Origin of the sequence: Streptomyces sp. NPDC090045 (genome assembly GCF_044747975.1) — a bacterium.
Taxonomy (GTDB): Bacteria; Actinomycetota; Actinomycetes; order Streptomycetales; family Streptomycetaceae; genus Streptomyces.
The window spans coordinates 150036-170228 of the sequence record NZ_JBIVFA010000006.1; the positions used below are offsets into that span (position 1 = coordinate 150036).

General features: G+C 70.8%; 20 protein-coding genes, 1 tRNA gene and 1 pseudogene. 10 read left to right on the forward strand and 12 right to left on the reverse strand.

Annotation, left to right across the window (positions count from 1 at the left end; translation table 11 throughout):
• Positions 1-52: 52 nt before the first annotated feature.
• From ACIPYQ_RS18305 to ACIPYQ_RS18315, 3 genes are all read right to left on the reverse strand, one after another.
• Positions 53-712 (reverse strand): response regulator, encoded by a 660-nt coding sequence (locus tag ACIPYQ_RS18305; RefSeq protein ID WP_401252178.1) that lies wholly within the window; start codon positions 710-712, stop codon positions 53-55.
• Positions 713-720: 8 nt separating this feature from the next.
• Positions 721-2409, reverse strand: coding sequence for a sensor histidine kinase (locus ACIPYQ_RS18310; protein WP_401252181.1), 1689 nt, complete (start codon positions 2407-2409; stop codon positions 721-723).
• A gap of 285 nt (positions 2410-2694) precedes the next feature.
• Positions 2695-2777: transfer RNA gene (locus ACIPYQ_RS18315), tRNA-Leu, on the reverse strand.
• A 294-nt stretch (positions 2778-3071) separates the two neighbouring features.
• Here ACIPYQ_RS18315 and ACIPYQ_RS18320 point away from each other — a divergent pair.
• The 6 genes from ACIPYQ_RS18320 to pknB all read left to right on the forward strand — a co-directional run bounded on the left by ACIPYQ_RS18320 (position 3072) and on the right by pknB (position 11160).
• Positions 3072-3926: an FhaA domain-containing protein gene (locus ACIPYQ_RS18320; RefSeq protein WP_401252183.1), complete on the forward strand. Its 855-nt coding sequence runs from the start codon at positions 3072-3074 to the stop codon at positions 3924-3926.
• 10 nt (positions 3927-3936) lie between these two features.
• Positions 3937-4434 carry an FHA domain-containing protein gene (locus ACIPYQ_RS18325; RefSeq protein ID WP_215014477.1) on the forward strand — a complete coding sequence of 166 codons (498 nt, stop codon included), beginning with the start codon at positions 3937-3939 and terminating at the stop codon, positions 4432-4434.
• Positions 4435-4572: 138 nt separating this feature from the next.
• The gene (locus ACIPYQ_RS18330; protein WP_361752786.1) at positions 4573-6030 is read left to right on the forward strand and encodes a PP2C family serine/threonine-protein phosphatase; all 1458 of its coding nucleotides are present in this window, start codon (positions 4573-4575) and stop codon (positions 6028-6030) included.
• A gap of 34 nt (positions 6031-6064) precedes the next feature.
• Entirely contained in the window at positions 6065-7489 is a 1425-nt protein-coding gene (locus ACIPYQ_RS18335; RefSeq protein ID WP_401252185.1) for an FtsW/RodA/SpoVE family cell cycle protein, read from the forward strand.
• Positions 7486-8949, forward strand: a complete 1464-nt coding sequence (locus ACIPYQ_RS18340) for a peptidoglycan D,D-transpeptidase FtsI family protein (RefSeq protein WP_401252188.1) — start codon at positions 7486-7488, stop codon at positions 8947-8949. Before ACIPYQ_RS18335 ends, ACIPYQ_RS18340 begins: the two co-directional genes overlap by 4 nt.
• A 195-nt stretch (positions 8950-9144) precedes the next feature.
• Positions 9145-11160, forward strand: coding sequence for a Stk1 family PASTA domain-containing Ser/Thr kinase (gene pknB / locus ACIPYQ_RS18345; RefSeq protein WP_401252191.1), 2016 nt, complete (start codon positions 9145-9147; stop codon positions 11158-11160).
• A 182-nt stretch (positions 11161-11342) separates the two neighbouring features.
• On the opposite strand, the gene ACIPYQ_RS18350 is transcribed toward pknB, so the two are convergent.
• From ACIPYQ_RS18350 to ACIPYQ_RS18375, 6 genes and pseudogenes are all read right to left on the reverse strand, one after another.
• Positions 11343-12065: a class E sortase gene (locus ACIPYQ_RS18350; protein ID WP_361752794.1), complete on the reverse strand. Its 723-nt coding sequence runs from the start codon at positions 12063-12065 to the stop codon at positions 11343-11345.
• Between the two features lie 14 nt (positions 12066-12079).
• Positions 12080-12757 (reverse strand): annotated as a pseudogene (locus ACIPYQ_RS18355) (class E sortase); the annotation flags it as partial.
• A 143-nt stretch (positions 12758-12900) separates the two neighbouring features.
• Positions 12901-13539: an aminodeoxychorismate/anthranilate synthase component II gene (locus ACIPYQ_RS18360; RefSeq protein WP_401252194.1), complete on the reverse strand. Its 639-nt coding sequence runs from the start codon at positions 13537-13539 to the stop codon at positions 12901-12903.
• Positions 13536-13712, reverse strand: coding sequence for a hypothetical protein (locus ACIPYQ_RS18365; RefSeq protein ID WP_030707621.1), 177 nt, complete (start codon positions 13710-13712; stop codon positions 13536-13538). Before ACIPYQ_RS18365 ends, ACIPYQ_RS18360 begins: the two co-directional genes overlap by 4 nt.
• Positions 13713-13801: 89 nt before the next feature.
• Complete coding sequence (locus ACIPYQ_RS18370; RefSeq protein WP_401252198.1) at positions 13802-14566, reverse strand: class E sortase; 765 nt, start codon at positions 14564-14566, stop codon at positions 13802-13804.
• Positions 14538-15311: a DUF881 domain-containing protein gene (locus ACIPYQ_RS18375; protein ID WP_361752799.1), complete on the reverse strand. Its 774-nt coding sequence runs from the start codon at positions 15309-15311 to the stop codon at positions 14538-14540. Before ACIPYQ_RS18375 ends, ACIPYQ_RS18370 begins: the two co-directional genes overlap by 29 nt.
• A gap of 91 nt (positions 15312-15402) precedes the next feature.
• Here ACIPYQ_RS18375 and crgA point away from each other — a divergent pair, with 91 nt between their 5' ends.
• On the forward strand, positions 15403-15657 hold the full coding sequence (crgA, locus tag ACIPYQ_RS18380) for a cell division protein CrgA (RefSeq protein WP_030383881.1): 255 nt from the start codon (positions 15403-15405) through the stop codon (positions 15655-15657).
• A 115-nt stretch (positions 15658-15772) separates the two neighbouring features.
• On the opposite strand, the gene ACIPYQ_RS18385 is transcribed toward crgA, so the two are convergent.
• Positions 15773-16651 carry a rhomboid family intramembrane serine protease gene (locus ACIPYQ_RS18385; protein ID WP_401252201.1) on the reverse strand — a complete coding sequence of 293 codons (879 nt, stop codon included), beginning with the start codon at positions 16649-16651 and terminating at the stop codon, positions 15773-15775.
• A gap of 150 nt (positions 16652-16801) precedes the next feature.
• On the reverse strand, positions 16802-17329 hold the full coding sequence (locus ACIPYQ_RS18390) for a peptidylprolyl isomerase (protein WP_361752947.1): 528 nt from the start codon (positions 17327-17329) through the stop codon (positions 16802-16804).
• A 174-nt stretch (positions 17330-17503) separates the two neighbouring features.
• Here ACIPYQ_RS18390 and ACIPYQ_RS18395 point away from each other — a divergent pair, with 174 nt between their 5' ends.
• Positions 17504-18196, forward strand: a complete 693-nt coding sequence (locus tag ACIPYQ_RS18395; RefSeq protein ID WP_361752803.1) for a DUF5324 family protein — start codon at positions 17504-17506, stop codon at positions 18194-18196.
• Between the two features lie 63 nt (positions 18197-18259).
• On the opposite strand, the gene ACIPYQ_RS18400 is transcribed toward ACIPYQ_RS18395, so the two are convergent.
• The gene (locus ACIPYQ_RS18400) at positions 18260-18811 is read right to left on the reverse strand and encodes a LysM peptidoglycan-binding domain-containing protein (protein ID WP_401252203.1); all 552 of its coding nucleotides are present in this window, start codon (positions 18809-18811) and stop codon (positions 18260-18262) included.
• A 207-nt stretch (positions 18812-19018) separates the two neighbouring features.
• On the opposite strand from ACIPYQ_RS18400, the gene ACIPYQ_RS18405 reads away from it, so the two are divergent.
• Together ACIPYQ_RS18405 and ACIPYQ_RS18410 are read left to right on the forward strand one after the other, a co-directional pair.
• On the forward strand, positions 19019-19924 hold the full coding sequence (locus ACIPYQ_RS18405; protein WP_401252205.1) for a hypothetical protein: 906 nt from the start codon (positions 19019-19021) through the stop codon (positions 19922-19924).
• Positions 19925-20013: 89 nt separating this feature from the next.
• On the forward strand, positions 20014-20178 hold the full coding sequence (locus ACIPYQ_RS18410) for a hypothetical protein (RefSeq protein ID WP_401252208.1): 165 nt from the start codon (positions 20014-20016) through the stop codon (positions 20176-20178).
• The last annotated feature ends 15 nt before the right edge of the window (positions 20179-20193 follow it).

A 20193-nucleotide genomic window follows, 5' to 3' on the forward strand; every position in this document is an offset into this window, starting at 1 on the left:
CGGCGCCGCCCCCACCCGTTCATCGATCGCTTTTCGAACGGGCTGACCGTATCTACAGCCCGGCGTCCCTGGCCAGCAGGGCGGCCTGCACGCGGTTCTCACAGCCCAGCTTGGCCAGGATGCGGCTCACGTACGTCTTCACGGTCGCCTCGCTCATGTGCAGCCGCCGGCCCGCGTCCGCATTGGACAGCCCCTCGCCGAGCAGCGCCAGCACACCGCGCTCGCGCTCGCTCAGCGCCGCGACCTGGCGCCGGGCCTCCTCGCCGCGCACGGCGGCCTTCCCCGACGCCAGCTGGTCCACCACGTGCCGGGTGGCTCCCGGCGAGAGGTACGCGTCCCCGGACGCGGCGGCCCGGACGGCCCCGATCAGCTCGCCCGGCGCCGAGTCCTTCAGCAGGAAGCCCGCGCCGCCCTGGCCCAGCGCCCGCAGCACGTTCTCCTTCTCCCCGAAGGTCGTCAGGATCAGCGCGCGCACCTGCGGCGCGGCACGCCGCAGCTCCCCCAGTGCGGTCAGCCCGTCCATCACCGGCATCTGGATGTCGAGGAGCATCACGTCGGGCGCGTGCGAGCGGGCCAGCTCCACCGCCTCCCGGCCGTTCGCCGCCTCCGCGACGACCTCGATGTCCTGCGCCGAGGTCAGGATCATCCTGATCCCGGCCCGGATCAGCGGCTCGTCGTCGGCGATCACCACGCGGATCACTTCGGCTGTCACCCGTGCTCCTACTGCTTGACCTCGTAGACCTGCTTGTCGACGAGCTTGCCGTCCTGGAAGCAGAACCGGTAAATCAGGTCCGTGCCCCAGCTTCCCGACCCGTCCTCGGCGAGCAGGGCCAGGCACTGCGAGCCCGGCGGCTTCGCCGGCCCCTTGCGCTCCGCCCCCGCCGTCATGAAGTTCTCGCCGCTCGGCAGCCGGTCGCGGACGGACGCCTCCGCCTCGCCCACCTGCACCGCGTCGAACTCGTCCCGGCCGATCATCGCGTCGCCCGCCGAATCCGCCAGCAGCACCGCCCCGGCGCCGAGCACGATCACCAGCAGCACCACCGCCGCGAAGGCGATCCCGCAGCCCACCGCGACGCCGCCGGTCCGGCTGCGCACCCGTACGGCCAGCTCCCGGTCGACCGCCGCCCAGTCCATCGGCTGCTCCCCGGCCGACGCGTGCGTCTGCGCGTGGGCCCGCTGCCCGAAGTCGTCGGCCACGTCCTCCACGCCGGCCGGCTCGGTCCCGTACGGGAGCACCCCGGCCACCCGGAACCCGCCGCCCTCGGCGGCGCCCGCGTGCACCATCCCGCCGACCAGCCGCGCCCGCTCGCGCAGCCCCGTCAGGCCCTGCCCGCCCGAGACCACCTCGGCGTCCGCCGGACCGGCCGCCGGCCCGTTGGCGATCTCCACCACCAGCGAGTCGTCCTCGTACCGCAGCTCGACGGCGATCGGCGCCCCCGGAGCGTGCTTGTACGCGTTCGTCAGGGCCTCCTGGACGATCCGGTACGCGGCGTGGTCGCACGCGGCGACCAGCGGCCTCGGCCGCCCCGACGTGGTCAGCCGTACGTCGGTGCCCGAGCCGCGCGCCGCCTCCACGACCCCCGGGATCCCGGCCACGCCGCGCGCCGCGGGCTGGGCCTCCTCCACCGGTGCGGGAGCCTCCACGCCGTCGCGCAGGATGCCGACGACCTCGCGCAGCTCGTGCATCGCGGCCACCGAGGCCTGCCGCAGCACGCCCACCGCCTCGCGCTGACGGCCGGTGAGTTCCGGATCCACCTCCAGCGCCCCGGTGTGCACGGAGATCAGGGCCAGCTGGTGCCCCAGGCTGTCGTGCATGTCCTGGGCGATGCGCTGCCGCTCGCGCAGCCTCGCCTGCCCGGCGACCATGGCCCGCTCGCGCAGCAGCTGTCCGTTGCGCTCGTGGAGCGCCCGCAGCAGGGTGCGCCGCTGCGACCAGTACCGGCTGGCCAGACCCGGCATCACAATCATGGCCAGGAACATCAGCGTGGAGAACACGATCACCAGCAGCGGCCGCATCTGCGCCGACTGGTCCGCCACGCTGGCGCCGACCGCCGCGACGAAGGCCAGCGCGAAGGCGGCCACCGCCCGGCCCACGCCGACGATCCGCCGCCCCGCCGACCAGGCCAGCACGGGCGTGACGAAGAACGTCCCCGGGAGGAGGGCGCCCACCGCCGAGGCGAGCACGAGCGCGGTCCCCGGCAGCCGCCGTCGCATGAGGGTCAGCGCCACCACGACCACGGAGCCCACGAGCATCCGCGGACCGGACCCGCCGCTGAGCTCGTCGACGCCCAGCCCGAGGATGGCCAGCACACCGCCGACCGCCAGGTCCGCCGCCAGCATCCGCCGGGTCCACGGCTCCGGCCCCCTCAGCCAGGCCCATCCCGCACGCGTCTTCGCCGTCACATCCACCCGACCGACCCTAGACACCCGCCGCCCCACCGGACCGCCCTCTTTCGTCGCGCCCGCCGCAACGAAAGTCGTCCGCCGGCCCGCGCGGCCCCGCCGGCCGCAACTGGTCTCGCCATGCGGACAGTTGATCCCGTCCCACCGGGTCCGCCGGCAAGGCCGCACGTCAGGGGCGCCCGGGAGGGACGTACGTCACACCTGCGGGCGGGGCCGAGAAGGGCCGGGAAAGGAGAGGAAAAACACGAAACGGCCGCCACCGCTTGCGCAGTGACGACCGTCTCGTCGATGTGGGCGAGGGGGGATTTGAACCCCCACGTCCCGAAGGACACTGGCACCTGAAGCCAGCGCGTCTGCCGTTCCGCCACTCGCCCGAGCAGCGTCCCAGTGGTTCTTCCCTTTCGGGCCGTTCCCCTGGCGACGTCGAAACATTAGCACGGTGGACGGGGTGGTTTCACATCGCTTTCCCGGCACCCCCGCACCCCTCGTCGGACGGGCCCCTCCCGCACTCCGGTCCGGGTGCGGGACACTGTTCCTGCGGCGCCCCTACGATCCCTTGTGAGGACCAACACTCGTCCTCACAGGAGCGATGGGGAACCACCCGAATCCGCCACGCGTGGATACGATCAGTAAGCAGTACAGGGCGACAACGACGGAGGAGGTGCCCCATGGGAGTTCTGAAGCGGTTCGAGCAGCGACTCGAAGGTCTGGTGAACGGCACCTTCGCCAAGGTGTTCAAGTCCGAGGTCCAGCCGGTGGAGATCGCCGGAGCCCTCCAGCGGGAGTGCGACAACAACGCCACCATCTGGAACCGCGAGCGGACCGTCGTCCCCAACGACTTCATCGTCGAGCTCAGCGCCGGTGACTACGACCGTCTGAGCCCCTACTCCGGGCAGCTCGGCGACGAGCTCGCGGGCCTCGTCCGCGACTACGCCAAGCAGCAGCGCTACAGCTTCATGGGCCCCATCAAGGTCCATCTGGAGAAGGCCGACGACCTCGACACCGGGCTCTACCGGGTCCGCAGCCGCACCCTCGCCTCCAGCACCTCCCAGCCGCAGGCGGGGCCGCCCTCACCGCAGGGCGGCTACGGCTACCCTCCGGAGAACCAGCCTCAGGGCGGCTACGGCTATCCGCCGGTCGGCGCCCCGCCCATGCCCAGTGCGCCGCCTCCCAGCGGCGCGGGCGTGCGGCGTCCCGCCCCCGGACCCGCCGGAGCGGCCCCCGCGGCCGGCCCTGGCGGTCCCAAGCGGCACTGGATCGAGATCAACGGCACCCGCCACCAGATCTCGCGCCCCACGCTCGTACTCGGCCGAAGCACGGAAGCCGACGTGCGGATCGACGACCCCGGCGTATCCCGCCGGCACTGTGAGATCCGGACCGGAACGCCCTCGACGATCCAGGATCTCGGGTCCACCAACGGCATCGTGGTGGACGGGCAGCACACCACCCGCGCTACGCTCCGCGACGGCTCGCGGATCGTCGTGGGCAGCACGACCATCATTTACCGGCAAGCCGAAGGGTGAAGCGGGGGCAATGTCAGAGCTGACCCTGACGGTCATGCGGTTGGGTTTCCTAGCCGTTCTGTGGCTGTTCGTCATCGTGGCCGTCCAGGTCATCCGCAGCGACCTCTTCGGAACGAGAGTGACGCAGCGCGGCTCCCGCCGCGGCGGCGCCACCAGCGCACCGCAGCAGGCGGGCCGCCAGGCCGCGCCTCCGCAGCAGCGCCAGCGCCGCGGTGCGCCCACCAAGCTCGTCGTGTCCGAGGGCACCCTCACGGGAACCACGGTGGCCCTCGCCGGCCAGACGATCACGCTGGGCCGCGCCCACGACTCCACGATCGTGCTGGACGACGACTACGCGTCCAGCCGCCATGCCAGGATCTATCCCGACCGTGACGGCCAGTGGATCGTCGAGGATCTCGGGTCCACCAACGGCACGTATCTCGACCGGACCCGGCTGACCACCCCGACGCCCATTCCGCCGGGCGCACCGATCCGCATCGGCAAGACCGTCATCGAGCTGCGGAAGTAGTACGAGAATGAGCGAGCGGAGCGAGCGCGCGGCAGTGATCCGTCCCACCGAGGACACGGACACGTGCGCGCTCCCGACCGGAGGGTGGGCAGTGTGGCTCGAGACCGGTTGTACCCGGAGCCGACCGGCGAGGTGCGCATGAGTCTGTCCCTGCGGTTCGCCGCCGGATCACACAAGGGCATGATCCGCGAGGGGAACGAGGACTCCGGCTACGCCGGTCCCCGTCTCCTCGCGATCGCCGACGGCATGGGAGGCCAGGCCGCCGGCGAGGTCGCGAGTTCCGAGGTGATCTCCACCCTCGTGCAGCTCGACGACGACGTCCCGGGCTCCGACATCCTCACCTCCCTCGCCACCGCCGTGCAGCGGGCCAACGACCAGCTGCGCGTCATGGTCGAGGAGGACCCCCAGCTCGAGGGCATGGGCACCACCCTGACCGCCCTGCTGTGGACCGGCCAACGCCTCGGCCTCGTCCACGTCGGCGACTCCCGTGCCTACCTGCTGCGCGACGGCGTCCTCACCCAGATCACCCAGGACCACACCTGGGTGCAGCGCCTCGTCGACGAGGGCCGCATCACGGAAGAGGAAGCCACCACCCACCCGCAGCGCTCGCTGCTGATGCGTGCGCTCGGCAGCGGCGACATCGTCGAACCCGACCTCTCCATCCGTGAGGTCCGCGCCGGCGACCGCTACCTGATCTGCTCCGACGGGCTCTCCGGCGTCGTCTCGCACCAGACCCTGGAAGAGACCCTCGCCGACTACCACGGCCCCCGCGAGACCGTGCAGTCCCTGATCCAGCTCGCGCTGCGCGGCGGCGGACCCGACAACATCACCTGCATCGTCGCCGACGTCCTCGACACCGACAGCGGCGACACCCTCGCCGCCCAGGTCAGCGACACCCCGGTGGTCGTCGGCGCGGTCGCCGAGAACCAGCACCAGCTCTTCGACGGCGGCAACGCCATGCAGACCCCGGCCGGCCGGGCCTCGGGCCTCGGCCGCCAGTCCCCGCCGCCCGGCGCCTTCGGCCCCCCCGGCAGCGGCGACGCCCCCGGCTACGGGTACTCCGAGCAGGGCCAGGGCGGCGGCGGTTACGGCAGCTTCGGCGAAGCCGAACGCTACGACGCCGACTCCGGCTACGAGGACACGTACGACCACCCCCGCAGGCGCCGCAGCAAAGGGCGCAAGTGGACCACCCGTACGCTGACCCTGCTCATCGTCGTCGGTGTCATCGGCGGCGGCCTGTACGCCGGCTGGCGCTGGACCCAGACCCAGTTCTACGTCGGCAAGAACGGCGAGCACGTCGCGCTCTTCCGCGGCATCAGCCCGAAGCTCGGCCCGCTGAAGCTCTCCAAGGTGGAGACGGACCGCCCCGACATCGAACTGAAGTACCTGCCGCCCTTCAAGCGCAAGCTGGTCGAGGCCACCATCAGCGAGGGCAGCCTCGACGCCGCCAAGAGGAAGCTCGACGACCTCGGCGTCCAGACCACCGCCTGCAAGAAGGACGAAGAGCGCCGCAACGCCGAGGCGCAGAACACTCCGACACCCGGTCCCAGCCTGACTCCCGAGGAGCAGCAGCTGGTCGGGCTGTGCGAGAAGTAGCAGTCACACGCGGGCGCAGGGGGCCTGCCACACCATGAGCGTTGTCACCAACACGACCACCATCGGCGCCATCGAGCTGCCGAGCCGGCGGAACACCGAGCTCCTGCTGCTCGTCTTCGCCGTGGTCATCCCGATGTTCGCCTACGCCAACGTGGGCCTCGCGATCAACGGCACCCTGCCGCCCGGCATGGTGCTCTACGGTCTCGGCCTCGGCGCCCTCGCCGGGATCGCGCACTTCGTCGTGCGCCGGTACGCCAAGTACGCCGACCCGCTGCTGCTGCCCCTGGCCACGCTCCTCAACGGGCTGGGCCTCGTGCTGATCTGGCGTCTGGACCAGTCCGAGCGGCTGCAGAACCTGGCGAAGCGGTCCTTCGGCGCCTTCTCCCCGTCCGCGCCCCGCCAGATGATGTACACGGCGGTGGCCATCGCCCTGTTCGCCGCCGTGCTGCTGATCCTCAAGGACCACCGCGTCCTGCAGCGGTTCACGTACATCTCCATGGCCGGCGCCCTGATCCTGCTGATCCTGCCGGTCATCCCGGGCCTCGGCGCCGACGTCTTCGGCGCCAAGATCTGGATCAGCGTCGGCGGCTTCTCCATCCAGCCCGGCGAGTTCGCGAAGATCGTCATCGCCATCTTCTTCGCCGGCTACCTCATGGTGAAGCGCGACGCGCTCGCGCTGGCCAGCCGCCGCTTCATGGGCCTCTACCTGCCCCGCGGCCGCGACCTCGGCCCGATCCTGATGATCTGGGCGATGAGCCTGCTCGTCCTCGTCTTCGAGAACGACCTCGGCACCTCGCTGCTCTTCTTCGGCATGTTCGTGATCATGCTGTACGTGGCCACCGAGCGCACCAGCTGGATCGTCATCGGCCTGCTGATGTCGGTCGGCGGCGCCACCGTCGTCGGGGCCACCGCCAGCCACGTCAAGGCCCGCGTCACCGCCTGGCTCGACCCCTTCGCCTGCTACTCCACCTCCGGCGCCTGCGAGCAGGTCGGCCAGTCGATCATGAGCTTCGGCTCGGGCGGCGTCCTCGGTGCCGGGTGGGGCCAGGGCAACTCCGACCTCATCGGCTTCGCCGCCAACTCCGACTTCATCTTCTCCACCGTCGGCGAAGAGCTCGGGCTCGCCGGTGTGATGGCCTTCCTCCTGATCTACGGCCTGATCATCGAGCGGGGCGTCCGCACCGCCCTCGCGGCCCGCGACCCCTTCGGCAAGCTGTTCGCCATCGGCCTCTCCGGCGCCTTCTCGCTCCAGATCTTCGTGGTCGCCGGCGGGGTCATGGGCCTCATCCCCCTCACCGGCATGACGATGCCCTTCCTCGCGTCCGGCGGTTCCTCCGTCCTGGCCAACTGGATCCTCATCGCCGTCCTCATCCGGATCAGCGACACCGCACGCCGCCCCGCACCGGCCCCCGCCCCGTCCCCCGACTCCGAGATGACCCAGGTGGTCCGCCCGTCATGAACAAGCCCCTGCGCCGCATCTCGCTGTTCTGCGGGCTGCTTGTCCTCGCCCTGCTGATCCGCACGAACTGGCTGCAGTACGTGCAGGCGGAGGAACTCAGCACGCGCAAGGAGAACCGCCGGGTCCAGATCGCCCAGTACGCGACCGAGCGCGGCAACATCATCGTCAACGGCAGCCCGATCACGGGCTCCAAGATCACCGATGGCAGCGACTACAAGTTCAAGCGCACCTACACGAACGGCGAGCTGTGGGCGCCGGTCACTGGCTACGCCTCGCAGGCCTTCGGCTCCACCCAGCTCGAATCGCTCGAGGACGGCATCCTCACCGGCAACGACGACCGGCTGTTCTTCGACCGCACCATCGGCATGTTCACCGGGGAGAAGAAGCAGGGCGGCAACGTCGTCACCACGCTCAACCCCGCGGCCCAGACGGCCGCCTTCGAGGCGCTCGGCAAGAACAAGGGCGCGGTCGCCGCCATCGACCCGCGCACGGGCGCCATCCTCGCCCTCGTCTCCACCCCCTCGTACGACCCCTCCAGCTTCGCGGGCAACTCCAAGACCGACGAGAAGGCCTGGGTCGAGCTGAAGGACAGCGAGGACAAGAAGCTCGTCAACCGCGCCCTGCGCGAGACCTACCCGCCGGGCTCCACGTTCAAGGTGGTCACCGCGGCCGCGGCCCTGGAGCACGGCGTCGTCAAGAACATCGACGACCCGACGGACACCCCCGAGCCGTACATCCTGCCCGGCACCCAGACCCCGATGGAGAACCACGCCAAGGGCTGCGAGAAGGCCAGCCTGAACAAGGCGATGGAGGTCTCCTGCAACTCCGTCTTCGCGAGCCTGGGCGACAAGGTCACCCGCGACAAGATGGTGGAGACCGCCGAGAAGTTCGGCTTCAACAACGACAAGATCGACATTCCGGTCCGCGCGTTCGCCAGCATCTACGACAAGAAGATGGCCCGTGACGGCAACGCCCTGAGCTCCATCGGGCAGTTCAACACCGCCGCCACCCCGCTCCAGATGGCCATGGTCACCGCCGCGATCGCCAACGACGGCAAGCTGATGAAGCCGTACATGGTCGACCATCTCACCGCCCCCAACCTCGACATCATCGAGAAGCACGAGCCGCAGGAGATGGGCCGGCCGCTGTCCGCCGCCAACGCCCAGAAGATCCAGCAGATGATGGTCAACGTCGTCGAGCACGGCACCGGCCCGAAGGCCAAGATCAAGGACGTGACGGTCGGCGGCAAGACCGGCACCGCCCAGCACGGCGAGGGCAACAAGAAGCGGCCGTACGCCTGGTTCATCTCCTACGCCGAGAACCCGGACAACTCCTCGCCCGTCGCCGTCGCCGTCGTCATCGAGGACAGCGGCGCGGAGCGCGAGGAGATCAGCGGTGGCGGTCTGGCCGCCCCCGTCGCCAAGGCCGTCATGGAAGCGGTGCTCAAGAGCCAGGGGTGACCAAGCAATGACGGGCCGGAGCGGAGTGACGCACCTCACTGATTTCCGCCCGGAACCGAGCGTACGGTACCGGTCCAGTATCAGCCTGTGGCCACGAACCGATCACGGACGATCGGCCGGTAGCCTTTGCGCGAACAGCACACCGCCGGACCACACACAGGTGCGGTCGGGACTGACGGAGAGGGCTGCAACGTTATGGAAGAGCCGCGTCGCCTCGGCGGCCGGTACGAGCTGAGCCACGTGCTCGGCCGTGGTGGCATGGCCGAGGTCTACCTCGCCCACGACACCCGGCTCGGCCGTACCGTCGCCGTCAAGACCCTGCGTGCCGACCTCGCCCGCGACCCGTCCTTCCAGGCCCGGTTCCGGCGCGAGGCCCAGTCGGCCGCGTCGCTGAACCATCCCGCGATCGTCGCCGTCTACGACACCGGCGAGGACTACGTCGACAACATCTCCATCCCGTACATCGTGATGGAGTACGTCGACGGCTCCACCCTGCGCGAACTGCTGCACTCCGGCCGCAAGCTGCTGCCCGAGCGCACCCTGGAGATGTGCATCGGCATCCTCCAGGCCCTGGAGTACTCGCACCGGGCCGGCATCGTGCACCGCGACATCAAGCCCGCGAACGTGATGCTGACGCGCACCGGCCAGGTCAAGGTCATGGACTTCGGCATCGCGCGCGCCATGGGCGACTCCGGCATGACCATGACGCAGACGGCCGCCGTCATCGGCACCGCCCAGTACCTCTCCCCGGAGCAGGCCAAGGGCGAGCAGGTCGACGCGCGCTCCGACCTCTACTCCGCGGGCTGCCTGCTCTACGAGCTGCTCAGCGTGCGGCCCCCGTTCGTCGGCGACTCCCCCGTGGCCGTCGCCTACCAGCACGTACGGGAAGAGCCGCAGCCGCCGTCGAACTTCGACCCCGAGATCACGCCCGAGATGGACGCCATCGTCCTCAAGGCGCTGGTCAAGGACCCCGATTACCGCTACCAGTCGGCCGACGAGATGCGCGCCGACATCGAGGCCTGCCTCGACGGCCAGCCCGTCGCCGCCACCGCCTCCATGGGCGCGGCCGGCGGCTACGGCTACCCCGACCAGGGCCACGGATACGGGCAGCCGGGCTACGACCAGCCCACCGCCGCCCTGCGCGCCACCGAAGGCGGCCAGACCGCGATGATGCAGCCGATGCCCCCGGGCGACGGCTACGGCTACGGCGACCAGGGCCACGGCGGCTACGACCAGGGCCAGGGCCGTCGGCAGCAGAAGAAGAGCAAGGCCTCCACGGTCCTGCTCGTCACGGCCGGCATCCTCGTCCTCGTGGGCGCGATCCTCATCGGCCGCTCTCTGTTCAGCGACACCGCCGACAACCGGCCCGCCGTTCCCAAGCTCATCGGCCAGACCCTGGATCAGGCGCAGACGAGCGGCAACAACGTCGGCCTCAAGGTGGTCAAGGGCGGCGACGCGCCCTGCGACGACCAGCCCAAGGGCAACGTCTGCAAGCAGGACCCGGCGGCCGGCCTCAACGTCGACAAGGGTTCCACGGTCACGGTGACCGTCTCCTCGGGCGCGCCCAAGGTGCAGGTCCCCATCGTCACGAGGCTCAGCTTCGAAGAGGCCGAGAAGACCCTGAGGGAGAGGGGCTTCCAGGTCGACCGCAAGACCGAGGAGTCCGACCAGACCCCCGGCCTCGTGCTGGAGCAGGACCCGAAGGGCGGCGAGGCGGAGAAGAACTCCGTCGTCAAGCTGACGGTGGCCAAGGAGCCGACCAAGGCTGTGGTCCCGGAGCTCAAGGGCAAGACCAAGGAAGACGCGGAGAAGGCGCTCAAGGAGGCCAAGCTCAAGCTCGGCAGCGTGACGGAGGGCGAGCAGCCCGGAGCCGCTCCGGGCACGGTGACCTTCCAGCAGTTCTCGGCGGGGCAGCAGCTCGAAGTGGGCAAGACGGTGAACATCACCATCGCCAAGGCCTCGACGGCGACCGTGGTGCCGAACTTCGCCAACCGGACCCTGGGCCAGTACAAGGACGATCTGCAGCGCGCCAACCTGAGGGTCGGCATCGTCGGCGGCCCGACGGACGACAACGCGCTGGTGGTGGGTACCAACCCGCCGCCCGGTACTCCGCTCGCCTCGGGCCAGGCCGTCAACATCGCCACCACGCAGGGCCAGCAGGACGGCGGCGGCATCATCTCCGGCCTGACCGGAGGCAACGGCCGCCGCTAGCGCACCGGCCGGCATGAAAAGGGTCCGGCCCTTCCCCCGTCGACCGGGGGAAGGGCCGGACCCTTTTCCGTACCCGCGGCCGCGTGGCCGCCTGCGCCCCGCCCCGGGCCTCCCGGGACCCCGTCGGCCCCGGGGGGCCCGTGAGGCTCAGGAGGCGGCGCAGGGGCCCTCAGGGGCCTTCCTCAGCGCAGCTCCGCCGGCAGCGTCCGCTTCGCGTCCACCTTCTCCGTGCGGACGAGCTCGCCCCACACGATGTACCGGTACTTCGAGGTGTAGACCGGCGTGCAGGTCGTGAGCGTGATGTAGCGGCCCGGGGCGGTCCTGCCCGACTCCTTGGGGACCGGGTTGATCACGTCGGTGTTGTACTTCGACGTCTGGCGCAGCTCCGCGAAGACCTTGTAGACGTACCAGGTGTCCCGGGTCTCGAAGACGATCGCGTCGCCGTTCTTCACCTTGTCGATGTTGTGGAACTTCGCCCCGTGTCCGTCGCGGTGCGCGGCGAGCGAGAAGTTCCCCTTCTCGTCCCACGGCAGCGCCGACTTCACCGGCTCCGTGTAGTACCCGGCCACACCGTCGTCGAGGATGTCCGGCGCCGTGCCCGGCTTGACGAGCACCTCGCCGTTCTTCATCGCCGGTACGTGCAGGAAGCCGACGCCGTCCCCGGTGTCCAGCGCCCCGGGTTCGGCCGGCTGCGAGGGCGTCTGCCACTGCTGGCGGACCTCGTCGCCCTTCGCGGAGGCCTGCCGGTCCGCGAGCACGTTCGTCCACCACAGCGAGTAGGCCACGAACAGGCCCAGAACCAGGCCCACCGTGATCAGGACCTCGCCCAGCAGGCTCAGGAATCCGGCGAGCACACTGCGGTTGCCGGCGGGCGGGGCCGCGGCGCGGCGGCGGGCTCGAGACACTGCTTGATTCGTCCTTAACTGGTCAGCGCGGGCGGCGGGCCCTGGCTGCGGGGCCGTTCCTCGGCCATCCTGCCCCATACGATCATCCGGTAGGTGCTGGTGAACTCCGGGGTGCAGGTGGTCAGCGTGATGTACCGGCCCTCGGTGGTGAACCCGGACCCCTCCGGCACGGGCTTGAGCACCGCCACGTTCGTCGGCGGCGTCTGCGCCAGCGCCGAGGTCATCTCGTACGTGTAGTACGCGTCCCGGGTCTCGACCACGACGGGATCTCCCGGCACCAGCCGGTTGATGTAGCGGAAGGGCTCGCCGTGGGTGTTGCGGTGGCCGGCCACCGCGAAGTTGCCCTGCTCGTCCGAGGGCATCGCCGTCTTCAGCGCGCCCTCGCCGTAGTGCCCGACCATGCCCCGGTCCAGCACCTTGGGCTTGCTGACGCCCTCCGCCACCGGGACCTTCACGTCGAGCTTCGGGATGTGGAGGATGGCGAAGCCCTGGCCGGGCTCGAAGGCGGTCACCGGCGGCGCCGCGGCCCCGTCGCCGCCCGGCGGGTGCTCCCAGGTCTGGCGCAGGGAGCCGGCGGCCCCGTTCGCCGCCCGCTCCGCCACGACGTTCGTGTACCAGAGCTGGTAGGCGACGAACAGCAGCATCACCAGCCCCATCGTGATGAACAGCTCTCCGCCCAGCCGGCTCGCGATGACCACCGGGCCGCCCGACGCCGGCCGCCTGCGCCGCCGTCCGCCCCGCCTCCGGGTGTGTCTGGCGGCCCGTTTCGCGGCCTCCTGAGCTGCCCTGCGTCGCGCGGCCCGGCCCTCCGTGGGCGCGGACGGCGCGACCGTGGTCACGCGACGGCCTTGCCCACCACCGGGGCCAGCCCCACCGAGCGCTCCACGGCGCCCGCGTCACCGCACCGCACCAGCCAGTTCGCGAGCATCCGGTGGCCCCACTCGGTCAGCACCGACTCGGGGTGGAACTGCACGCCCTCGACGTCGTGCTCCCGGTGGCGCAGGCCCATGATGATCCCGTCCTCGGTGCGCGCCGTGACCTCCAGCGCGTCGGGCAGGGTGCCGGGCTCGGCGGCGAGGGAGTGGTAGCGGGTCGCGGTGAACGGCGACGGCAGGCCCTCGAAGACGCCCAGCCCCTCGTGGATCACGGGCGAGGTCTTGCCGTGGAGCAGCTCGGGCGCCCGGCCCACGACCCCTCCGTAGGCGACCGCCATCGACTGCATGCCGAGGCACACGCCGAAGACGGGAACGGCCGTCCGCGCGCAGTGCCGGACCATGTCGATGCAGACGCCCGCTTCCTCGGGCGTGCCCGGTCCGGGGGACAGCAGGACGCCGTCGAAGCCGTCCTGCGCGTGCGCGAGCCCGACCTCGTCGTTGCGCAGCACCTCGCATTCGGCGCCGAGCTGGTAGAGGTACTGGACCAGGTTGAAGACAAAGCTGTCGTAGTTGTCGACAACCAGAATGCGCGCGCTCACGGAGTGGCTCCCGATCCCTCGTCCACCGTCACATCGTTGAACGGCAGGAGCGGCTCCGCCCACGGGAAGACGTACTGGAACAGCACGAAGACCACCGCGAGGACCAGTACGAGTGAGATCAGCGCGCGGACCAACGCGTTGCCCGGCAGGTGCCGCCAGATCCAGCCGTACATGCCGCCTGTTTCCTTTTCGTCCACATTCGTTCAACGCACCGCGGGGGCGGTACGCGAACAGACTAAAGGCAGCGGCCCGACGGGGTGGGTCACCCGGACAAACCCTCCGGCCGGCCCTGCCCCACGGGGCGGGTGCCGGTCAGCTCCGCCCAGACGACCAGCCGGTGGCTGTGGCCCCACTCCGGATCGCAGGTCGTGAGGGTCAGGTACCGGCCGGGCGTGGTGAACGGCGACTTCTCCGGGACCGGGGCGACCACCCCGACCTGGGTCGGCAGCGTGCGCAGGGGCCCGCCCCGCACGGTGTACGTGTACCAGGTGCTCTCGTCCTTGAGGATCACCTCGTCCCCCTTGCGCAGCTGCGGGAAGTCCTTGAAGGGATCGCCGTAGGTGCGCCGGTGTCCGGCCACCGAGAAGTTCCCGGTGGCGCCGAGGCGGGCGGTGGCGGCGTAGTGGCCCAGCCCCTTCTTCAGCAGTTCGGGGTCCGTGCCCTCCAGGACGGGCTTGACCCAGTCCGGGCCGAAGCGCGGAACGTACATCTCGGCGAAGGCCCGGCCGGCGGGATAGGGCGGCGGTCCGGCCGGTTCTGCCGGTTCGGCGGGGGCCGCCGACGGGGTGGGCCCCGCGGTCTGCGGGGCCGCCGCGGGGGCGGCCGCCGCCCAGCGGTCGCGCAGCCCGGCCCTCTCGCCGTCCATGGCCCGGTCGGCCTTGACCCCGGTCCACAGCAGGACGTACGCGACGAAGAGCACGATCAGCGTGCCGGCCGTCAGGCACACCTCGCTGAACGTCCGTACCACCAGGCGCAGTACGACGTCGGGACGGACCCGTTCACGGGGTGGGAGCCACCGGCTTCGCATAGTGGAGGTCCACTGTGCCGGAGTAGCCGGGAAGTGTCAGCGCCTTGTGCTCGTCCACTTTCCAGCCGAGCCCGTACGCGTTCACGTACAGCTGGTAGTTCTGCAGGGCCGGCGAGGCGGCGAGGGCCTTCTTCATCGCGCCCGGGTCGCCGACCGCCGAGATCTTGTACGGGGGCGAGTAGACGCGGCCCTGGAGGATCAGGGTGTTGCCCACGCAGCGCACCGCGCTGGTGGAGATGAGCCGCTGGTCCATGACCTGGATGCCCTCGGCGCCGCCCTGCCAGAGGGCGTTCACCACGGCCTGCAGGTCCTGCTGGTGGATCACCAGGTCGTTGGGCTGCGGCTCGGGCACGTTGGGGATGCGGGCGGTGGCGTTCGGCGGGGCGTCGTTGAGGGTGACCGTCAGGCCCTTGCCGGACAGCTCCTCGGTGCCCGAGGCCGCGCGCAGGGCGGCCAGCTTCGCGTCCTCGGCCTTGGTGCTGCCGTCGTCACGGTCGGCGAGGACGTCCACCCGGTGGCGGGCCAGTGCGGTGCTCTGCTCCAGCTCCGCGTTGTCCTGGCTGCGCTCCTTGATCAGGTCGGACAGCTTGAGGAGGGACGCGTCCGTCCGGATGTTCGTACCCTTGGAGGTGTTGAAACTGGTGACGAAGAGCAGCCCGGCCAGGGCGAAGACGGCGGCCGTCAGCAGCCGGACCGTCCTGGCCCGGCGACGGGGACCCACGGAGGAGTCGTCGGAATTGCTCAACGTACCCTTCTCCTTCAACGCCACAGGTCCACTACGCTAACGGACGCCCGGGGCAGGCAAGGTCCCCAGCGCATCGACAGGAGAGCCCCTCGTGCCGAAGTCACGTATCCGCAAGAAGGACGACTACACGCCGCCGCCCACGCGGCAGCCGCAGAGCATCCGGCTGACGAACCGCAGCTGGGTCGCCCCGGTCATGCTGGCGTTCTTCCTGATCGGACTCGCGTGGATCGTCGTCTTCTACGTGACCGAGACCCAGCTGCCGATCGAGGCGCTGGGCAACTGGAACATCGTGGTCGGTTTCGGCTTCATCGCCGCGGGATTCGGCGTGTCCACTCAGTGGAAGTAGCACCTCCCAGCCTATGACGGAAGCTCTCCCCATGAGTTATCCACAGCGTCATCCACACCTGAGGAAAAGACAGAAGATCTGTGGATAACTCTGTGGAGAGTTGACGCCGGTGTGATCAGGTGAGTTCCGCCGTTCGGATCAGGACCAGGGCCGTGGCCAGCAGGAACACCCCCGCACAGGTCCCCCACTGGACGAGTGTGCGCGTCCTGCCCGTGGCGGGCGTGAGCATGCCCAGCCCCAGCAGGGCGCCCGTCACCAGCCCGCCCACGTGGGCCGGCCACGACACGCTGATGCCGCCGAGCGGGACGAAGGTCAGCACCAGCATCAGCACGACCATGACGATGACCGGCCGCATCTCGTACCGCAGCCGGCGGACCAGGACGACCGTGGCGCCCAGCAGGCCGAAGACGGCTCCGGACGCGCCGAGGGTCGGGGTGTTCGGCGCGCTCACCAGATAGACCAGGGCACTGCCGCCCAGGCCCGACAGCAGGTAGACCGCCAGATAGCGGGCCCGGCCCAGCGCCGCCTCCAGCGGGCCGCCGATGACCCACAGGGCGATCATGTTGCCGGCGATGTGCCACAGCTCGGTGTGCAGGAACACCGAGGTCAGCAGCCGGTAGTACTCACCGGTGGACACGCCCTCGATGGGGCCGACCACGTACGCGAACTCGCGGTACCGGCCGATCAGCTCCAGCTGGACCACGAGGGCCGGGTTGATCGCACCCACCAGGAACACCAGCAGGTTGATCCCGATGAGGATCTTGGTGGCGCGGTGGGGGTCGGCGGCGACCACCCCGCCCGCGATGGTGCGCGGCGCGTTCGCGGTCGGCCGGTGCCCGGTGCCGGAGCCCTCGCGGACGCATTCGGGGCACTGGAAGCCGACCGAGGCGCTGATCATGCACTCGGGGCAGATGGGGCGCTCGCAGCGGGTGCAGCTGATCCCCGTGTCACGGTCCGGGTGGCGGTAACAGCCCGGCAGACGGTCGGTGTCCATCGGTTCCCTCGATCGGCGGCGAGGCAGGGGTGTGCCCCGCCGGTCCGGTATGCCCCATCACTTCATACGCATGCAGGACGGACGGGCGGGGCGGAAAGGTTCCCGGGGCCGGCCGGGGCCGGCCGGCACGCGGGTCGGCGCGTGGGCCGGTCAGCGCCTCTCGACGACCACGGACTGGATGATCACGTCGTCGAGGGGGCGCTCGGTGCGCGGGTTGGTGGCGCTGCCGGCGATGGCGTCCACGACCTTCTGGCCGGCCGGGTCGGTGACCTCGCCGAAGATGGTGTGCTTGCGCGTCAGCCAGGCGGTGGGCGCCACGGTGATGAAGAACTGCGAGCCGTTGGTGCCCGGGCCCGCGTTGGCCATGGCGAGCAGGTACGGCTTGGTGAAGGCCAGGTCGGGGTGGAACTCGTCGGCGAACTGGTAGCCGGGGCCGCCGGTGCCGTTGCCGAGCGGGTCGCCGCCCTGGATCATGAAGCCTTTGATGACGCGGTGGAAGACGGTGCCGTCGTACAGCGGGTCCGTGGTCTTCTGGCCGTCGGTGGGGCGGGTCCATTCGCGGGCACCCGTGGCGAGCTCCACGAAGTTCCGGACGGTCTTCGGAGCGAAGTTCTCCAGCAGCTCGATCTCGATGTCGCCGTGGGTGGTCTTCAGGGTGGCGTAGAGCTTCTCGGCCACGGATCTGCCTTCCATAGTCATCACTGTCGGTCCAGATGGTCGCACGGAGCGCTCCGCAGCACTGAAATCGTCCACCCGTATGCCCTGTCACGCATGCCTGTAGGCGATAGGAGAGGCATGATCCGACAAAGGGTGGAAAGGTGAACTGTGTCCGCCACCGAGGAGGAGGATCCCGTGACCCGCAAGGACAGCGTGCGCCTGGCAGCCGAGAGCGCCAGGGAGAGTTTCCTGCACGCGGCGGAAGCTGTGGCACCGTACGCGGAATCCGCCAGGGACGCCGCGGTGCACTACGCCCAAGAGGCGAACGAACTGCTGGCGCCCAAGGTGTCGTACGCGGCCGACGCGGCCGCCCGGCAGGCGCGCACGACCTACGACTGCCATCTGCAGCCCCGGCTCAAGGCGGCGCGCGCGCATGTGCCGCCGAACGTGGACCGGGCGGCAACGAAGGCGGTGCACCAGACCCGCATCGCGGCGCGGCAGGCCGCCGACTACACCCAGCCGAAGATCGAGAGCGCGATCGCGGCCGCCACCCCGGTGGCCGAGGAGGCCGCCTCGCGGTCGGCGGCGGCGTTCGCGGCGCTGCGCGGCCAGGTGTCGGCCAAGGAAATCCAGAAGCTGGTGCGGCGCCACGAGCGGCGGGAGCGCTGCAAGGGGCTGGTCAAGGGTGTGGTGGTCGTCGGCGTGCTGGCCGGCGTCGCCTACGCGGCGTGGAGGTGGTGGGACCAGCAGTCGAACCCCGACTGGCTGGTCGAGCCGCCGGCCGCCACGGAGCTGTCGACGCAGGACGCCGCTCCGGCGAGCTTCGACGACGAGCTCGCGGCGAAGGAGCGCGAGGCCGGCCCGGCTTCGGACGACACGCAGCGCTGAGACGCGTGGAAGGGGCCCGGATCCTGCTGGATCCGGGCCCCTTCCACGCGTGCGCTGCGGGTCTCAGCCGGGGAGGGTGAGGACCATGCCCGGGCGGATCAGGTCGGGGTTGGAGCCGACGACGCCCCGGTTCATGGCGTAGAGCTCACGCCAGCGGGCCTCGTTGCCCAGCTCGCGGCCGGCGATCGCGGGGAGCGAGTCGCCGGGCCGGACGGTGTACGTGCGCTTCTTCGCGGTGGCCCCCGGCTTGGGCATCGGGGCCGCGGGCACGGCCTTGTGCGCGGCCGACGCGGGGGAGGGGGTGTGCGCGGCGCCCGGCGCGGCGGCCGGGGGCCCGGGCTTCGGCATCGCGGCCGGCTTGGGAGGGGCCGGCACGGCCTTGTGCGCGGCGGACGTCGGGCTCGGGGTCGCGGGGGCGGGCCCGGGCTTGGGCTTGGGCGGTGCGGAGGCCGCCATGCGCTCTGCGGCGGCCCTGGTGGCCGCGGCCGCGTCGGCCGCCGAGCTCGCGGGAGGCGTCGCCCGCGCGGCCGACTGCTGCTCCACCTGCTCCTTCGCCTTCTCGGCGGCCTCGTGTTCCTTCTTCTTGTCGGACTTCAGGAAGTCGAAGAGTCCCATGTGCGTACGCCTCCGGCGTGATGGTGCCCCCCTGGGCTCGGTGCCTTCCCCCACTGTCGGACACGGGGCGCCGGGTGGCCCTGTGACGGGGCCATCCGGGGGACCTTCGGTGCCCGTGGAACGCTGCCCTCCGGCGCCGGGAACGCGGCGGGAAAGGAGCGGGAACGCACGGCGGCAGCATCGTGGGACACGATGGAGGAGAATTTTGTGATCATCAGACAGTCCGCGGCGCGGGTCGTCCTGGTCAGGCCCGGACCAGGGCTCGTACACGCCGCGGTCCTGTCGGGTCTGGACGTCTGGGTGGTGTCGGATCCGGGCCCGTGGCCACCGGACGGACGGCTTCCCCCCGAACTGCCCCCGCAACGCCTCCTCCGGGTGGACTTCGACGACACGGACGCGCTGCGCGCCCTGTTGACGGACACGGTCGTCCGGCACGGGATCGGGCACGTCCTGTACCTCGCGGGCGATCTCGAACGGGGCCTCGGCAGCGGGGCGGCGGCCGCCGCCGGGGAAGTCCTGCGGGAACTCTCCGCGGGGCGGGAGACCCCCTCGGACCCGCTGCCGGACGCCGTGACGATCCGGCGCATCCTCAACGAGAGCCGGACCTCGGCCGTACGCGCCGAGGAGGCGGGCTCCGTCGCCGAGGCGCGCTCACTGGCGGAGCACTTCCCGCTGCCGGTGGTCATCAAGTCGGCCGACAAGGCGGGCTGTTGGTGGACCGTTCCGGTGCACGACCGGCCCGGACTCGACCGGTGGGCCGAACAGGCCGTCACCGCCCGGCATTCGGCCCCCTATCTCGTCGAAGAGCTCTTGACGGGAGCCAAGTTCCATGTGGAGACGCTGACCGTCGACGGCATGCACCTCGTCGCCGGCATCACCCCCGAGGGGAACGCCGTACCGCTGCACGAGACGGAGCGGGCCGGGATCCGCGCGACGGTGCGGGCCCTGCTGGACCTGGCCGGCTACGAATCGGGCACCACGCGGACGGACGTGCTGGTCAGCGCCCGGGGATCGCGGATCGCGGCGGCCACGGAGCCGGAGCGGGAACGGACCGGTACCGGCCGTCCCCGGCCCCTTCCCGCGAGCGGTATCGAGAGGGGAACGGACCGGTAAGGGCCTCGGCCAGTATGTGTCTTGTCGAGAGCGGCCACCGCACCACACGGGAACCGCACACCGGGTACGCAAACCAGGGGGATCAACTCATGCGCAGCAAGCTGGCTGGACTGATCGGGATCTTCGCGGCGGCTCTCGTGATCGGCGTCGGTGTGACGGTCCAGTCGGCGGACGCCGGTCAGCCTTCCGGGTACGAGATCCTCGCGGACAACAAGGGCCCGGGCACCCCCTCCCCGGGCCCCACCGCCCGCTGAACCGGCCGCCCGCCG

What these genes read in the sequence shown, in the direction of transcription:
- ACIPYQ_RS18400 (WP_401252203.1), bottom strand. Translation starts at nt 18,811, where the DNA reads ATGGGACTCTTCGACTTCCTGAAGTCCGACAAGAAGAAGGAACACGAG.
- ACIPYQ_RS18340 (WP_401252188.1), top strand. Translation starts at nt 7,486, where the DNA reads ATGAACAAGCCCCTGCGCCGCATCTCGCTGTTCTGCGGGCTGCTTGTC.
- ACIPYQ_RS18320 (WP_401252183.1), top strand. Translation starts at nt 3,072, where the DNA reads ATGGGAGTTCTGAAGCGGTTCGAGCAGCGACTCGAAGGTCTGGTGAAC.
- ACIPYQ_RS18325 (WP_215014477.1), top strand. Translation starts at nt 3,937, where the DNA reads ATGTCAGAGCTGACCCTGACGGTCATGCGGTTGGGTTTCCTAGCCGTT.
- ACIPYQ_RS18335 (WP_401252185.1), top strand. Translation starts at nt 6,065, where the DNA reads ATGAGCGTTGTCACCAACACGACCACCATCGGCGCCATCGAGCTGCCG.
- ACIPYQ_RS18330 (WP_361752786.1), top strand. Translation starts at nt 4,573, where the DNA reads ATGAGTCTGTCCCTGCGGTTCGCCGCCGGATCACACAAGGGCATGATC.
- ACIPYQ_RS18410 (WP_401252208.1), top strand. Translation starts at nt 20,014, where the DNA reads ATGCGCAGCAAGCTGGCTGGACTGATCGGGATCTTCGCGGCGGCTCTC.
- ACIPYQ_RS18370 (WP_401252198.1), bottom strand. Translation starts at nt 14,566, where the DNA reads ATGCGAAGCCGGTGGCTCCCACCCCGTGAACGGGTCCGTCCCGACGTC.
- ACIPYQ_RS18365 (WP_030707621.1), bottom strand. Translation starts at nt 13,712, where the DNA reads ATGTACGGCTGGATCTGGCGGCACCTGCCGGGCAACGCGTTGGTCCGC.
- ACIPYQ_RS18385 (WP_401252201.1), bottom strand. Translation starts at nt 16,651, where the DNA reads ATGGACACCGACCGTCTGCCGGGCTGTTACCGCCACCCGGACCGTGAC.
- pknB (WP_401252191.1), top strand. Translation starts at nt 9,145, where the DNA reads ATGGAAGAGCCGCGTCGCCTCGGCGGCCGGTACGAGCTGAGCCACGTG.